At 35.8% G+C, this 16,064-nt stretch carries 12 protein-coding genes; all 12 read right to left on the bottom strand.

The features are described 5' to 3' along the window. Nucleotides 1–21: 21 nt before the first annotated feature. Nucleotides 22–366 (bottom strand): 30S ribosome-binding factor RbfA, encoded by a 345-nt coding sequence (gene rbfA / locus HT586_RS05900; protein ID WP_096076700.1) that lies wholly within the window; start codon nucleotides 364–366, stop codon nucleotides 22–24. Nucleotides 367–875: 509 nt separating this feature from the next. Next, nucleotides 876–1,772 carry a nuclease-related domain-containing protein gene (locus tag HT586_RS05895; RefSeq protein WP_203546499.1) on the bottom strand — a complete coding sequence of 299 codons (897 nt, stop codon included), beginning with the start codon at nucleotides 1,770–1,772 and terminating at the stop codon, nucleotides 876–878. A 240-nt stretch (nucleotides 1,773–2,012) separates the two neighbouring features. Beyond that, nucleotides 2,013–4,229, bottom strand: coding sequence for a translation initiation factor IF-2 (infB, locus tag HT586_RS05890; RefSeq protein WP_203546498.1), 2,217 nt, complete (start codon nucleotides 4,227–4,229; stop codon nucleotides 2,013–2,015). Next, nucleotides 4,222–4,554, bottom strand: coding sequence for a YlxQ family RNA-binding protein (locus HT586_RS05885; protein WP_096076703.1), 333 nt, complete (start codon nucleotides 4,552–4,554; stop codon nucleotides 4,222–4,224). The genes infB and HT586_RS05885 overlap by 8 nt, the downstream gene beginning before the upstream one ends. Beyond that, entirely contained in the window at nucleotides 4,551–4,838 is a 288-nt protein-coding gene (gene rnpM / locus HT586_RS05880) for an RNase P modulator RnpM (protein WP_238999331.1), read from the bottom strand. The genes HT586_RS05885 and rnpM overlap by 4 nt, the downstream gene beginning before the upstream one ends. Nucleotides 4,839–4,846: 8 nt before the next feature. Then, nucleotides 4,847–5,911 carry a transcription termination factor NusA gene (gene nusA / locus HT586_RS05875; RefSeq protein WP_203546497.1) on the bottom strand — a complete coding sequence of 355 codons (1,065 nt, stop codon included), beginning with the start codon at nucleotides 5,909–5,911 and terminating at the stop codon, nucleotides 4,847–4,849. A gap of 13 nt (nucleotides 5,912–5,924) precedes the next feature. Further along, nucleotides 5,925–6,392, bottom strand: a complete 468-nt coding sequence (rimP, locus tag HT586_RS05870) for a ribosome maturation factor RimP (protein WP_096076706.1) — start codon at nucleotides 6,390–6,392, stop codon at nucleotides 5,925–5,927. Between the two features lie 113 nt (nucleotides 6,393–6,505). Next, nucleotides 6,506–10,807 carry a PolC-type DNA polymerase III gene (locus HT586_RS05865; RefSeq protein ID WP_203546496.1) on the bottom strand — a complete coding sequence of 1,434 codons (4,302 nt, stop codon included), beginning with the start codon at nucleotides 10,805–10,807 and terminating at the stop codon, nucleotides 6,506–6,508. A gap of 71 nt (nucleotides 10,808–10,878) precedes the next feature. Next, entirely contained in the window at nucleotides 10,879–12,585 is a 1,707-nt protein-coding gene (locus HT586_RS05860; RefSeq protein WP_096076708.1) for a proline--tRNA ligase, read from the bottom strand. Nucleotides 12,586–12,741: 156 nt separating this feature from the next. Further along, complete coding sequence (rseP, locus tag HT586_RS05855) at nucleotides 12,742–14,019, bottom strand: RIP metalloprotease RseP (protein WP_203546495.1); 1,278 nt, start codon at nucleotides 14,017–14,019, stop codon at nucleotides 12,742–12,744. A gap of 1 nt (nucleotide 14,020) precedes the next feature. Then, a complete protein-coding gene (dxr, locus tag HT586_RS05850; RefSeq protein ID WP_203546494.1) occupies nucleotides 14,021–15,157 on the bottom strand; it encodes a 1-deoxy-D-xylulose-5-phosphate reductoisomerase in 1,137 nt (378 codons plus the stop codon). Nucleotides 15,158–15,268: 111 nt separating this feature from the next. Beyond that, on the bottom strand, nucleotides 15,269–16,060 hold the full coding sequence (locus HT586_RS05845; RefSeq protein WP_188018489.1) for a phosphatidate cytidylyltransferase: 792 nt from the start codon (nucleotides 16,058–16,060) through the stop codon (nucleotides 15,269–15,271). Between the last annotated feature and the right edge of the window lie 4 nt (nucleotides 16,061–16,064).

Below are 16,064 nucleotides of genomic sequence, written 5' to 3'. Positions count from 1 at the left end.
ACATGAAAAAGTGTGTTTGGTCTAATGTCCTTTATTTAAATCAGCTAACATACGCTCGATTTTGTTACCGTAATCGATTGACTCGTCGTACTGGAATTTTAGTTCAGGTACGATACGTAAGTCCATACGATGTGCAATCTCTGATTTAATGAAACCTTTAGATTTTTCTAAAGCTTCCAGAGATTTTTTGCGCTCACGCTCTTCACCAAGAACTGTTACATACACAGTAGCAATTGATAAGTCGCCAGTAACCTCTACTTCAGTAACTGTAACGAATCCAACATTAGGATTTTTGATTTTCTGGTTGATGATCTCACTGATTTCTTTCTTCATTTGTTGACCAACACGTTCACTTCTTAAACTCATATATTTTCACCTCATTTGTATCTATTGAATAGTGTCAATTATACGTGGGTAGCGAGTTGATGTCAATTGAAGGGGTGGTTAGAAGGAAAGTGGGGCACTGAGGTGCTAGCGATATTTCTGGTTTGTCGCTAGCATCTATATAATTCCAACATTATTTTACAGGTTGCTAGCGATATTTCTGGTTTGTCGCTAGCATCTATATAATTCCATCATTATATTACAGGTTGCTGGCGATATTTCTAGTTTGTCGCTAGCATCTTCACAATTCCATCATTATTTTGCCAGTTGCTAGCGATATTTCTGGTTTGTCGTTAGCATCTTCACAATTCCATCATTATTTTGCCAGTTGCTAGCGATAACACTGATTTGTCGCTAGCATCTTCACAATTCCATCATTATTTTGCCAGTTGCTAGCGATATTTCTAGTTTGTCGCTAGCATCTTCACAATTCCATCATTATTTTGCCAGTTGCTAGCGATATTTCTGGTTTGTCGCTAGCATCTGACTTATTATTTAATAGTTTTATATTTCCTGTTCTTATTTGTACCTATTTTAATAAAATTTTCTCCTAATAATTTTCGAATGCCTGATGGATTACAGTCAACCCACTCACCTACTTCACTCACACTGACACTGTCCCTTTTCAGCATTTCGATTTTTCTAAATGATTCTATTATAGCTTCAGATTTAACCATTACATGTCCGCATCTGCATTTTACTTTTTTCTTCACAGTGCGATTCACTTCCAGAAATCTATGACATTCTGGGCATTTTAACCCACGAGTCATTTTGTCATAAGGATAAAAATATTTCTGTTCATTTTTCGATTGCTCAATATGATGTTTAACAATCAATTCACCAATCGCAATGTCCTCATTGGTAATATTGAAACTACACATATATTTAGCTAGATTTTCAATAGCAGACATATTATTGAATTTAATATCTTTCACATCATTGATCACTTTGAAAGTTTCGTTAACAAATACGACTTCATTAATAATTTTATAATGAATGTTTTGTTCATAACAAAACGCTTCAAATTTATCTCGTTCATTACTTGCCTGAGAAAATACATCTCGACAAACATAACCACTTTCACTTTTCAAGTTGCCATCTTTATATGTATAGTTTCCGTAAAAATTTTTAATTTCTAATATAAAAATAATACCATTAACTATGACAAAGAAATCAAATTGTATCTCTCCGTATATATCCAGTCGAATATCCCAAATACAAACACCTTGCTTAAATTGATTCAGAAAATTATAAACCTTCTTTTCACCTTCAAAACCCAATTTTAAATTGAAATATTTTCGTCTATCAGATTCAGGCATATGTATACGCCCATGAACTTCTTCTAAATATTCAAGCTGTGGTGGTTTGACTGCAGTTTTTATAAACAAGTTATCACCTCAAAATCAATATAAAACATAATTACTGAGCATGCAAATAGCCTAAAATGTATACTTTATCGTACTTTTATACAAGAATATTCAAAATAAATACAATAATTAATATTCTACAAAACTTTTTAACAGAAAATGATTTTCTGCAGCATATTATTCATAAAATGTGTATAAAAATAATTAAATTTTCTCAAACAAAAAAAGCACTCACAATTATTTGTGAGTGCCAAAAAGTAATTATTTACGCTTAATCTCTTCCATAATAAATGCTTCGAAGATGTCGCCTTCTTTAACGTCGTTGAAGTTTTCGATTGTGATACCACATTCGTAACCTTGAGCGACTTCACGCACATCATCTTTGAAACGTTTCAATGCATCAACTTGACCTTCATATACAACGATACCGTCACGAATGATACGTACTTGAGAATCACGTGTAATCTTACCTTCTGTTACGTAAGAACCTGCTACAGTACCTACTTTAGAAATATTGATTGTTTGACGTACTTCAGCTTGTCCAATTACTTTTTCTTCATATTCAGGATCCAACATACCGATCATCGCTTGTTCGATTTCTTCGATTACTTTGTAGATAATTCTGTGTAAACGCATATCTACACCTTCAGCTTCAGCTGCACGTTTCGCATTTACATCCGGACGTACGTTGAATCCGATAATGATACCGTTTGATGCTGATGCTAAAGTAACATCTGATTCATTGATTGCACCAACGGCTGTATGAATAATACGTACGTTAACGCCTTCTACATCAATCTTCATTAAAGACGCTGCTAAAGCTTCTACTGAACCTTGAACATCACCTTTAATAATTACGTTTAAGTCTTTCATTTCACCTTGTTTAATTTGTTCGAATAAATTATCCAATGAAACTTTTTGACTTTCCTGACGTTGTGCTAAGATGTTTTGTTGTTGACGTGCTTCACCGATTCGACGTGCACGTTTTTCATCTTTGAATACTACAAAACGATCGCCCGCTAAAGGTACATCTTGTAAACCAGTAATTTCAACTGGTGTAGATGGTCCTGCCGATTTAATACGTTTACCTAAATCGTTAACCATTGCACGTACACGCCCAAATGTGTTACCTACAACAATTGAATCACCAATTTCAAGTGTACCATCCTGAACTAATAATGATGCAGCCGGTCCACGTGATTTATCTAACTCTGCTTCGATAACTGTACCGATTGCAGTACGTTTAGGATTTGCTTTTAATTCTGCTACTTCTGAAACAAGTAAGATCATTTCTAACAATTCATCAATTCCGTCACCTTTAATCGCTGATAACTGCACGAAGATTGTATCTCCACCCCAGTCTTCAGGATATAATCCGTGTTCACCTAATTCCTGCATTACGCGATCGGGGTTAGCTGTTGGTTTATCGATTTTATTAACTGCTACGATAATAGGCACTTCAGCAGCTTTAGCATGGTTAATCGCTTCAACAGTTTGTGGCATAACACCATCATCTGCAGCAACCACTAAAATTGTAATATCCGTTACTTGAGCACCACGTGCACGCATCGTTGTAAACGCAGCATGTCCAGGTGTATCTAAGAAGGTAATCTTCTTACCTTCATTCTCAATTTGGTATGCACCAATATGTTGTGTGATTCCACCAGCTTCTCCAGCAGTAACACGTGTGTTACGGATAGAGTCAAGTAACGTTGTTTTACCATGGTCAACGTGACCCATAATCGTTACAACTGACGGTCTTTCAATAATATCTTCAGGATTTGCATCAACATCTTCGAAATAAGTTTCTAAATCTGTTGCATCAACTACAACTTCAAGTTCAGCTTCAACACCATATTCATCACAGATTAATTCAATCGCATCTTGATTTAAACCTTGGTTGATGTTCGCCATAATACCAACCATAAATAAATTTTTAACAATTTCAGATGCATCTTTATTTAATTTTTCAGCAAGTTCTCCAACTGTAATACCTTCTTCATAAGTAATCTTAGAAGGTGTTTCTTTAACTACAGGTGCTGGTTCGACTGGTGCTGGTTTCGGTTTACCTTTACCTTTTTTATTACGGTTTGGGCCGCCTGTTCCTGGTTTGTTATTGCTACCTGGTCGGTGATTATTGTTATGACGTGGTTTTTGAGCTGGCTTATTAGCTGGTTTGTCAGCAGGCTTAGCTGCAGGTTTAGCTGCAGGTTTAGCTGCAGGTTTAGCTGCAGGTTTCGTCTCTTGTTTCGGTTGTTCTTTTTTCTGCTCAACTTTTTCTGCCGGTTTACTTTCCGCCTTCTGTTCAGCTTTCACCTGATCTTTTTTAAAGATTTTATCTAGTGCACTAATTTCTTTATCTTCAATCACCTGCATATGGCTTGTTACTTCGATATTCATTTTTTTCAGTTCATCAATGATATCTTTACTTTTTAATTTAACTTCTTTTGCGTATTCATATATTCTCTTTTTAATCATAGGTTCTCTCCTCATTGATGTTACGAATGAGCGTTTGGATAGATTTTGCAAATCCAGCATCCAGGATACCGATTGTAACCCGTTCGGCCTTACCAATCGCATATCCTAACTCATAACGCGTTCCGTGCTGCACGAGCGGCACATTAAACGAATTACATTTATTCGTAACAGTTTTTGTCGTATTTGGTCCAGCGTCAGTCGCTAGTATTACAAGTTTACATTTCTTATTTCTCACTTCATTGATGACAAGTTCTTCGCCAGTGGCAAGTTTGCGTGCACGCATCGCAAGACCGAGTAAATTAAATAATTTATCTTGATTATTCATCGTTTCGGTATCATTTCCCGATATATTAAACGAATAATTTCATCATATATAGGATTGAGACGTTCAGTATCGCTCTCAAAGAATTGCTCAAGTTTCTTCTTTTTACGTGCAACTTCTATAACTTCTAAATCCATCGAAACATATGCACCACGGCCATTTTGTTTACCTGTCGAATCAACAAAGATTTCGTCTTCTTTCGTCTTAACAACACGTATCATTTCTTTTTTCGGTTTCATTTCCTTGCTTAATATACATTTGCGCATAGGTATCTTTTTTTGTTTCATAATGTCACCTATTCTACTGGATAAATGCCTGCTTCTTTTGCATCTGTCTCAGATTTAATGTCGATTTTCCAGCCAGTCAGTTTTGCAGCTAAACGCGCATTTTGACCTTTTTTACCAATAGCAAGAGATAATTGATAATCTGGTACGATTACAGTCGTTGATTGATTAGCTTCATCCACTAAAACATCAACGACTTGAGATGGACTTAAAGCATTCTTAACGAATGTCTTTGTATCACCACTCCACTCAACGATATCAATCTTCTCGCCACCTAATTCTTCAACAACAGCTTCAACACGTGCACCTTTTGCACCTACACATGCACCTACAGCATCGATATCAGGATTTTCCGAGAACACACTAATCTTAGAACGGTCGCCTGCTTCACGCGCGACAGATTTAACTATAACAGTGCCATCAAAAATTTCCGGAACTTCTTGTTCAAATAATCGTTTTAATAAACCTGGATGACTACGAGATACAAAGATTTGAGGTCCTTTAGTTGTTTGTTCTACTTTATTCACATAAATTTTTATGCGTTCAGTTGGACGATATTCTTCATTCGGACTACGTTCAGCTTCAGATAATACCGCTTCCGTTTTACCTAAAGTTACATACACATAACGATGATCGACGCGGTCAATGATACCAGTCATTATATCATCTTCTTTATCGATGAACTCATTGTATAAAATACCACGTTCAGCGTCGCGTAATCGTTGCATTACCGCTTGTTTCGCTGCTTGTGCTGAGACGCGACCGAAATCTTTAGGTGTCACATCTTCTTCATAAATATCGCCAACTTCATAAGCTGGATTAGACTCTAAAGCCATCTCTAAACTTACTTCATCACGTGGATTCATTACTTCTTCAACAACATCTTTACGTGAATAAACGCGATAAGCTCCGTTATCCATATTTAACTCAACACGAACGTTGTTCGCTGAATTATAGTTCTTTTTATATGCTGTAATTAATGCAGCTTCTATTGTTTCAATTAAAACTTCTCTTGGAATTGATTTTTCTTTTTCAAGGTAATCAATTGCATTTAATAATTCATTATTTTTATTCATGTTTCCCTCCAAATTATAAAACGACAGCACGACGAATTTTTGCTATTTTTTTACGGTCAATTTCAATCGTTTTCGTTCGTGTCTTTATCTTTGCATTTATCGTTATGAAATCCTCGTTATACTGTTCTAAAATACCTATCCACTCTTTATCGCCAGCAATCGGTTCATATAGTTTTACGTAAATATTATTTCCTACAGCATTTTCGTAGTCTTTTTCTTTCTTAAGTGGACGTTCAGCACCAGGTGAAGAAACATCCATAAAATAAGCTTCTGTTATAGGATCTTCTTTATCCATCACTTCGCTAATATGCTCACTCGCTAGTGCACAGTCAGCGATATCGATGCCACCTGGCTTATCAATTGCAATACGTAAATAATAATCAGGGCCTTCTTTAACATATTCTACATCTACCAGCTCAAATCCTAATGATTCAACAATAGGTGCAACAATTTCTTCCACACGTTCAGTTATCTTTGACATATAATCCTCCTCACAAAACTTAAGAAAAGAGCGGGATATCCCACTCTTTTCGCTTGTAGAGTATTTTCTTTAACAATGTAATGATAGCACATATTAGTGCATAACTCAAATGATTATAAATCAAATATTGATAGCTGTGCTTTATCCGGCATATCATTTAAACTACCCAATTCATCAAGATAATCAATAATCTTTTGTGAGACACCAGCTTTTTTGTTTAATTCTTCTTTTGATAGGAATGGTCCTTCATCACGTGCTGCAACGATACGTTTTGCTACGTTCTCACCAAGTCCCGGGACAGCAATAAATGGCGGAATTAATGTATCACCTTCAATAATAAATTCAAAGGCTGTACTTTTTTCCAGTGAAATAGGTTGCACCTTAAATCCACGTTGTGCCATTTCATTTGTAATCTCTAAGACAGTCAGTACATCTTTTTCTTTTTTACCCAGATCATGATAACGTTCATAGTAATCTTTTACAGTCGCTTTAATCGTATGTTTATCTTTAACCATTGTAATTAAATCAAAGTCAGATGCTCTTACTGTAAAGTAACTTGCATAATAGAATAATGGATGGTGTACTTTAAAGTAAGCAATACGCACCGCCATTAAAACATATGCTGCTGCATGGGCTTTCGGGAACATGTACTTAATCTTTTTACATGAATCCAGATACCAGGCAGGTACATTATTCTCAATCATCGCAGCTTCAAACTCTTCAGTAAGTCCTTTACCTTTACGAACGGATTCCATTATTTTAAAGGCAAGTGAAGGTTCAAGACCTGCATACATTAAATATACCATGATATCATCACGACAACCGATTACACTTGATAAATCACAAGTGCCTGATTTAATGAGTTCTTGTGCATTCCCTAACCATACATCCGTACCGTGTGATAACCCTGAAATTTGTACCAGTTCACTAAATGACGAAGGTTTCGTATCCTCTAGCATTTGTCTTACAAACCCCGTACCGAATTCAGGTACACCGAGCGTTCCTGTCTTACATAAAATATCATCTTCAGTTACTCCTAATGACTCTGGACTAGAAAATATTTTCATCGTCTCTTTATCATCGACTGGTATCGTCTTTGGATCCATGCCAGATAAATCCTGTAACATACGAATCATCGTAGGATCATCGTGTCCTAATATATCAAGCTTTAATAAATTGTCATGAATTGAATGGAAATCAAAATGTGTTGTTCGCCATGCTGAATCCTGTTGGTCAGCTGGATATTGAATCGGTGTAAAGTCGTAGATATCCATATTTTCAGGTACAACGATAATACCACCAGGATGCTGTCCAGTTGTACGTTTTACACCGGTACATGCTTTCACTAAACGATCGATTTCAGCCCCACGTTTATGAATACCAGAATCATTCAGGTAGCCCTTAACATATCCAAATGCTGTTTTCTCAGCAACCGTACCTATTGTCCCGGCACGGAATACTTTATCTTCTCCGAAAAGTACTTTCGTATAGTTATGCGCGATCGGCTGATATTCTCCACTGAAGTTTAAATCGATATCGGGAACTTTGTCCCCTTTAAATCCTAGGAAAGTTTCAAACGGAATATCTTGTCCTTCTTTAATATATGGAACGTTACATTCCGGACAATTTTTATCCGGCAAGTCAAATCCACTTGCTACACTACCATCTTCAAAGAAATGACTCGATTTACATTTCGGACAAATATAATGGGGGGGTAAAGGATTAACTTCCGTAATTTCTGTCATCGTAGCTACAAAACTTGAACCTACAGAGCCACGACTACCTACAAGATATCCATCATCCAGTGATTTCTTAACAAGTTTTTGTGAAATTAAATAGATAACGGCAAACCCATTTCCGATAATACTATCCAGTTCTTTTTCAAGTCTAGCTACAACGATTTCAGGTAAATCATCTCCATATATACTACGCGCACGATTATAGCTCATTTCACGTATCTCTTCATTTGCCCCTTCTATCGTTGGCGTGTACAATTCATCACGAATCGGGATAACAGTATCAATTGCATCTGCTAAATCGTTCGTATTCGTTACAACAATCTCAAAAGCTTTCTCTTCACCTAAAAAATGAAAATCATCAAGCATTTCATCAGTTGTTCTGAAATGTGCATCCGGTAAAGTTTGTCGATTTAAAGGATTACCTGGATTAGATGCAATTAATATTTCACGCGCAGGCTTTTCATGTTCATACAGATAATGTACATTTCCGGTTGCGATTACCGGAATATTTAATTTATCACCGACACGGATTATACGATCATAAATTTCTTCCATTGTTTCATTATCGCGAATAAGATCTTTTTCCAATAAATGTTGATACAATGCTTTTGGTTGAACTTCTAAAAAGTCATAAAATTTAGCAATGCGTTCAACTTCTTCCTGATCTTTTTGCATCACCGCAGTAAATACTTCACCATTATCACACGCACTCCCCACTAATATACCTTCTCGATTCTCCATAAGAAGCGATCTTGGAATACGTGGTGTACGATAGAAATAATTGACCATCGATTCACTGACAATCTTAAATAAATTTTTAAGGCCTGTCTGATTTTGTACAATTAAAGTAACATGCATCGGACGCGCACGTTTGTAAGCATCCTGATTTGAAAGTTTAGCATCAATTTCGTTATGATTTGTAACACCAAGCTGCTCTATTTGTTTTAACATCTTTACGAAGATATGTGCTGTTGTTTCTGCATCATATATCGCTCTGTGATGTTGCGTCAATTCTACGCCATATTTTTTGGCCAGGAAATTTAAACCGTGTTTACCCATCTCAGTATTAATCGTTCTTGATAATTCCAGCGTATCAATAACACCATTTGTCGTCGCACCATAACCTAAACGTTCAAATCCTGTATCGATAAAGCCCATATCGAAGCTTGCATTATGCGCGATATAGATGGCATCACCAACAAAATCTCTAAAGTCATTCAATACTTCTTCTATCGGTGGTGCATCGACTAACATATCATCTGTGATACCAGTTAAATTTTTAATCGTTTCATTCAAACGTTCACCAGGATTGCTAAAGCGTTCAAATTTATCAACAATTTCACCATCTTTAACTTTTACTGCTGCAAGTTCAATAATTTTATCATATTGAGAACTAAGACCGGTAGTTTCAACGTCAAACACAACATACGTCGTTGTCTTTAAGTCTATATCCTGGGGTTTATATGCAATTGCCACGCCATCATCAACCAGCATACCTTCTATCCCGTAAATCATTTTAATGCCCGCTTTACTTGCTGCTGCATGGGCATCCGGGAAACCTTGACATCCATTATGATCTGTAATTGCAATTGCTTTATGACCCCATTTCGCTGCCTGATCAACATATCTACTAATATGAGTAATCCCATCCATTTGACTCATCGCTGTGTGTAAATGAAACTCAACTCGCTTATTTTCTGACTTATCTTGTTTCGATGCTTTGTTTATCTTTTCAATATCACTCATCATCATCACAAGGTCACGAATAAATGTATCTTGCTCGATACGTCCCTGGGCACGTACCCAATCACCAACTTTTAATGATGAAAGATGATCCAGATCATTTTTACCTTTACGGGTGAACATCTTTAGTATTAGAGAATCTGTATAATCCGTTATCTTTAGCTGAACGATATGTCGACCACTTTTAAGTGCTTTAATTTCAATATCAAAGATAACCCCTTCTAAAGCAACTTTAAACTCTTCTTCAATAATTGATTCAATCGGTTTAATCGTTTCTACCTGAATCTTTTTACCGATAGAACAATGTGTAATCTCTTCAGATACACTTTCTGCTTTCTGTTTCTCTCGCTCAACCATCTTTTCGCGTAGAAGCACGCTTTGTTGTGCTTCTTCTTCCTGTATATGTGCCTCAAGAGAAGCAAGTTCACGGAGTTGATCTTCATCACTAATTTCAAAGATAATCTGAGATAACTGAAATCCTGCCTGTTTGAACGCCGCCATTAATTTGCCGTTACATGATTTCTCAAAATGCTTCTGTTCAATTTCATTAACAACCTGAAACTTAAGTACATCTCCTGAAAAATTAAACAACTTTTGTTTCAACTGTCCTTTTAAGCTTGGACTCATCCCTGTCTGATCGATTGCATAAGGAATATATTCACGAATACGATCCGTTAAATATGTGTCATCTTTAACCTTTATTTCAAAGGTGACATTAGCGATATGTGAAAAGTGTTCATGAAGTTTGGTTTGTAACATATTATAGAGCACAAATGGCAAATGTGTTTCAAATGTAAAATGCATGTGCCATAATCGTTCTTCCTTTGAAATATCGATACGAGATAATTCACCGTTATGAATATCTTCAAATAGGTCTGTAATACCCAATTGCGTAAGTAATACATTAAATTTTTCTGTGTGTGTTAACGTCATGAGTAACCACCTTATCAAAAATGAAAAGCGTGAGACAAAAGTCCCACACTTATTTCTTCTATTATAACAAATTAATGTTCAAATGATGCATAGATTGCTTTAATTTTTGTGTCAAGTTCAGAAACTGGTACTTCAAATGATTCTCCGGTACGTCTGTTCTTAACTTCTACAATTTCTTCTGATGCCTGTTTACCTACAACGATTCGAACTGGCACTCCGATTAAATCAGCATCGTTAAATTTAACACCTGCACGTTCATTGCGATCATCATATAATACTTCATAGTCACGTTTATAGGCATCATATAACTGATCTGCTAGTTCACGTTGTGTGTCTTGTTTCGCATTAGCAGTGATGATATGGATATCGAATGGTGTAATTGATGTTGGCCAGATGATACCTTTTTCATCATGATGTTGCTCGATAACCGCTGATAATGTACGTGATACACCAATACCATAACAACCCATGATCATCGGTTCAGCTCGACCCTGGTCATTTAAGAATGTTGCATTCATTGACTCAGAGTATTTCGTACCTAACTTGAATACTTGTCCAACTTCAATACCTTCAGCAAACTTAATCGGACCACTACCATCAGCAGCCATTTCACCTTCTAATATAAATCTGAAGTCATCGAATGCTTTAACATTAAAGTCACGTCCAAGGTTTGCATTAATATAGTGATAGTCCGTTTCATTCGCACCAACCGCTAAATTATTAATATCCTGAACACTATTATCTGCATAAATTTCAATCTTTTCAACACCAACTGGCCCAAGTGAACCTGGTGTAGCACCTAAAATCGCCTGAATTTCTTTATCAGTAGCCATTTCCACTGTTTCAGTACCAAAATAAGATTTAACTTTTACATCATTTAATTCGTGATGTCCACGAATTAAGAACATGATAAACTGATCATCAACTTTTACAATCATTGATTTTACAATTTCATCTAAGCGTTTACCTAATAAGTCTGCTAATTGCTGTGCTGTTTTGACACCAGGTGTATGTACTTTTTCTAAATCTTTTTCTTCTGTATGTTCTACATTTGGTACATATTTCACTTCAGCTTTTTCAATGTTAGCAGCATAGTCACTTTCATCAGTATAGCAAATTGTATCTTCACCAATTTCTGCTAAAGCCATAAATTCGTGTGTATGACTACCACCAATCGCACCACTATCCGCTATAACCGGACGGAAATTAAGATTCACACGAGAGAAAATTCTTGAATACGCACCATACATATCCTGATATGTTTCATCTAAACTTTCATCTGTTGCATGGAAACTGTATGCATCTTTCATAATAAATTCACGACCACGCAACAATCCGAAACGTGGACGCTTTTCATCACGGAATTTATTTTGAATCTGGAATAACGTAACCGGTAATTTCTTATATGATTTTAATTCATCACGTACTAAAGACGTGATGATTTCCTCATGTGTTGGTCCGAGTGCAAATTCACGGCCATGACGATCTGTCATACGCATTAGCTCTGCACCATAACTCTGCCAGCGACCAGATTCTGACCATAATTCAGAAGGCTGTAATGCAGGCATTAATATTTCTACACCATCGATAGCTTCCATCTCTTCGCGAACGATTGCTTCAATCTTATTAAGTACACGCTTAGCAATCGGCAGGTAACTATAAACCCCACTTGCTACTTGCTTTATCATACCCGCTTTTAGTAATAGCTGATGACTTTTTGAATCAGCATCATTTGGTACTTCTCTTAATGTTGGAATGAACATTTTACTCTGTTTCATAGCTGCCTCCTTGAATTTCGATAATATATATATCATATAATAAATTGATTAATTGTTAAACAAAAATATAAGTTAACATAATATAAATACTGTTACTTAGTATATAATAATAGAACGAATTATTAATAAAAAAATCCGACCGAAGTCGGATCATCATTATTTTAAGAAATATCTTGAAATGTCATTCCATGTTACCATGATCATGACAAAGAAGACGAATAGCGCACCAGCTGCGACGATATACATTTCTGCTTTTTTATTGACTGGTTTTCTAAAAATCGCTTCATAAATCACGAATAAAATTCTACCACCGTCAAGCGCTGGTATTGGTAATAAGTTCATAATCCCTAAGTTGACTGAAAGCATTGCAGTATAGCCAATTAATGTTTCAAGACCCATGCTGGCAACTTTTTCAGTATTCTTATATATACCAACCGGACCATTCAGCATATCAAATGAGAATGTGCCATTGAAAATAGAGGCAAACATTATTCCAAGTAAAGTGAAAATCTTTGTAGCACCATCAATTGTCATTGATACACCGTATTGTAATTTATCTAATAAACTACCACCAAACTCCGGACCAAATCCAATGATATATCGATCTAAACTCTTCCCTTTACTTACTTTCTGTTGCATCAGTTTAGGCTCTAAATTAAATGTCCTTTCTTTACCATCACGTTCGACAATGACCTTAATCGCCTTTCCACCATTTTTATCGAGATAGTTTCTAATCTGGTTAAAGCTTGTCACTTTCTCATCATTTAACTGCTTAATCGTATCACCTTTTTTAAGTCCAACTTCTTGTGCTGGACTATCCTTAGCGACACCACTAATCGTCGTGGTCGGTGCACCTACCATAAACGCAAGTGCTAAAAACAATACAAAAGCTAAAATAAAGTTAAACAATGGACCGGCAAAAAGTGCAAGGAATTTAGGCCAAGGTTTCTTATTCTTAAATTGGCGTTCCAGTGGCGCAATCTGAATTAAATCTCCTTCACGTACAAAGTACGCTTCATGTGCCACATTATATCTCACTTGTTCATTTGTGTATTGATTGATACCTTCGATAAATAATCGATCTTCAAAATCAGAGTCAGTTACTTCAAGCTGTTCAATCTGTTGAAACTGATGCTGATCATCTAATAAAATATGTGTAACTTCACCAGCTTCATTACGTTTAATGTTGACTGTCATACCTTCTGTTAACGGATTTTGTTCCATTCCGCTTCCTGCCATCATGACATAGCCACCTACCGGCAAAAGTCTAATCGTATATAAAGTTTCATCTTTTTTGTAAGAAAATATTTTTGGTCCCATACCGATTGCAAATTCCGGACACATAATCCCTGCTCTTTTCGCAAAGAGTAGATGTCCATATTCATGCACGGTTACGAGCAAACCAAATATTATGATAAAAGCAATAATCCCCATATTACACCTCGTAATTCCTTGATTTATAGTCTGCGTCTACTGCTAAAATTGTATCTAAATCTGGATTTTCTGTCACGATATGTGCATCCATTTCACGTTCTATGATTGTTTCAATATCTAAAAATGAGATTTTACCATCCAGGAACAGCTGTACTGCTACTTCATTTACTGCATTCATCACAACCGGTAAAGTCCCACCTACTTCAATTGCACGATAAGCAAGTGCCAGGCATTTATAGCGCTCAAGATCCATTATCCTAAAATCAAGTGTGCCAACTTTTGCTAAATCAAGTCGTTCGGCATTACGCGGTTTGCGGTCTGGATAGCTGAATGCATACAGAATCGGCATACGCATATCTGGTGTCCCCAGTTGCGCAATAACACTTGTATCGTTAAATTCTACCATAGAATGTATAATACTTTGTTTATGTAATATTGTTTCAATCTTCTCGATTGGTAGGTCAAATAACCATTTTGCTTCGATAACTTCTAAGCCTTTATTCATCATTGTCGCACTATCTATCGTTATTTTCTTACCCATTGACCAGTTGGGATGATTTAAAGCATCTTCAAGCGTTACATCTTTTAACTGTTCACGCGTCTTATCTCTAAAAGAACCGCCGCTTGCAGTAACAATCAATTTTTCAATATTTTTATGACTTTCACCATTTAGACATTGAAATATTGCTGAATGCTCAGAATCTACAGGTAATATGTTTACTCTTTTTTCTTTTGCACGCTGCATAACGATCTCTCCTGCTACAACAAGCGTTTCTTTGTTAGCAAGTGCGATATCAATACCTTGATCAATGGCGTGTAGTGTAGGCTTTAACCCTACACTACCTAAGATAGAGTTGAGTAATATATCATTTTTTTCATAACCTGCAACCTTTAATAAACCTTCATCCCCAAATACTACTTTAGTATGTTTTCCTACTAAATTAAGTTTATTTATATCAGATTCATTTTGAATACAACAAATATCTGGTTCAAATTCATCGATGATGTTCTGTGCAATCTCTACTGATTTACCAACCGCAAAACTAACGAGTTTAAAGCTATCTGAATGCTCACGAATGATATCTATCCCTTGCATTCCAACAGAGCCACTTGCTCCTAATATTCCTATATGTTTCATGACTTCACCTTATTCTAAAATGTATTAGTTTAATTCTATCACAAAATAAAACGAACACATACTTTGGACTTTCAAAAAGAAAAACACGTAGAATAAATATCTACGTGTTTGTTACTGAAAATTAATAAGAAATATATTCATCAATGGTAATACAAAGATAAATGAATCAAATCGATCTAATATACCACCATGTCCAGGTAATAAGTTTCCGGAATCTTTCACATCAAAATGTCGCTTTAATGCAGATTCTACTAAATCACCTAACTGTCCGAACATACTAAATAACCAAGTTACAAGTAATAAAGGAATGATAGAGAGTGGCATATCATAATTTATGCTGAAGATTACTGCAATGATCGTACTACATGCAATACCTCCAAAAAAACCCTCAATTGTTTTATTCGGACTAATCTCCGGCCATAATTTATGCTTACCTAATAATCTACCAAAAATATAAGCTCCTGTATCTGTGACCCAGACAACTAATAATGCATATAATATAAAGACTAATCCATTTTCAGCTGCTCGCGTTTCATAAAAATACATAAAACCGATACCGATATAGGCTACGGCCAACATACAAAACGCAGCATCTACAAAGTTAAAACGGTTTTTAGACATTACTGTATAGCTCAGCATAATTAAACTCATTAATGTTAAAAATGGTACTTGATAATCAAGTGATACGAGATCACTTTTCTGAGGCGACATAATTAAACATAAAGCCACTACACTAAATATACCTGGTAATGAATATAGTTTAATATTTTTCATATTTAATACTTCTTTTAATGCAACAATTGCTAATAAATATGCCATTATCAGTAATGGTAATTGGCCATATATAACAACAGGTAAGAAAATTGCCATAGCAATGATTGCTGTTATTGTTCTCGTTTTCATTTTT

The sequence above is a fragment of the Macrococcoides bohemicum genome, assembly GCF_016865215.1.
GTDB classification, from domain to species: domain Bacteria; phylum Bacillota; class Bacilli; order Staphylococcales; family Staphylococcaceae; genus Macrococcoides; species Macrococcoides bohemicum.
This window is presented reverse-complemented; position numbering and strand designations above follow the sequence as displayed.

Bases quoted from the DNA above. Each gene is read 5' to 3' on its own strand.
- nusA (WP_203546497.1), bottom strand. From the start codon at position 5,911: ATGAATAAAAATAATGAATTATTAAATGCAATTGATTACCTTGAAAAA.
- HT586_RS05845 (WP_188018489.1), bottom strand. From the start codon at position 16,060: ATGAAAACGAGAACAATAACAGCAATCATTGCTATGGCAATTTTCTTA.
- dxr (WP_203546494.1), bottom strand. From the start codon at position 15,157: ATGAAACATATAGGAATATTAGGAGCAAGTGGCTCTGTTGGAATGCAA.
- rseP (WP_203546495.1), bottom strand. From the start codon at position 14,019: ATGGGGATTATTGCTTTTATCATAATATTTGGTTTGCTCGTAACCGTG.
- HT586_RS05865 (WP_203546496.1), bottom strand. From the start codon at position 10,807: ATGACGTTAACACACACAGAAAAATTTAATGTATTACTTACGCAATTG.
- rnpM (WP_238999331.1), bottom strand. From the start codon at position 4,838: ATGAAACAAAAAAAGATACCTATGCGCAAATGTATATTAAGCAAGGAA.
- rbfA (WP_096076700.1), bottom strand. From the start codon at position 366: ATGAGTTTAAGAAGTGAACGTGTTGGTCAACAAATGAAGAAAGAAATC.
- HT586_RS05860 (WP_096076708.1), bottom strand. From the start codon at position 12,585: ATGAAACAGAGTAAAATGTTCATTCCAACATTAAGAGAAGTACCAAAT.
- rimP (WP_096076706.1), bottom strand. From the start codon at position 6,392: ATGTCAAAGATAACTGAACGTGTGGAAGAAATTGTTGCACCTATTGTT.
- infB (WP_203546498.1), bottom strand. From the start codon at position 4,229: ATGATTAAAAAGAGAATATATGAATACGCAAAAGAAGTTAAATTAAAA.
- HT586_RS05885 (WP_096076703.1), bottom strand. From the start codon at position 4,554: ATGAATAATCAAGATAAATTATTTAATTTACTCGGTCTTGCGATGCGT.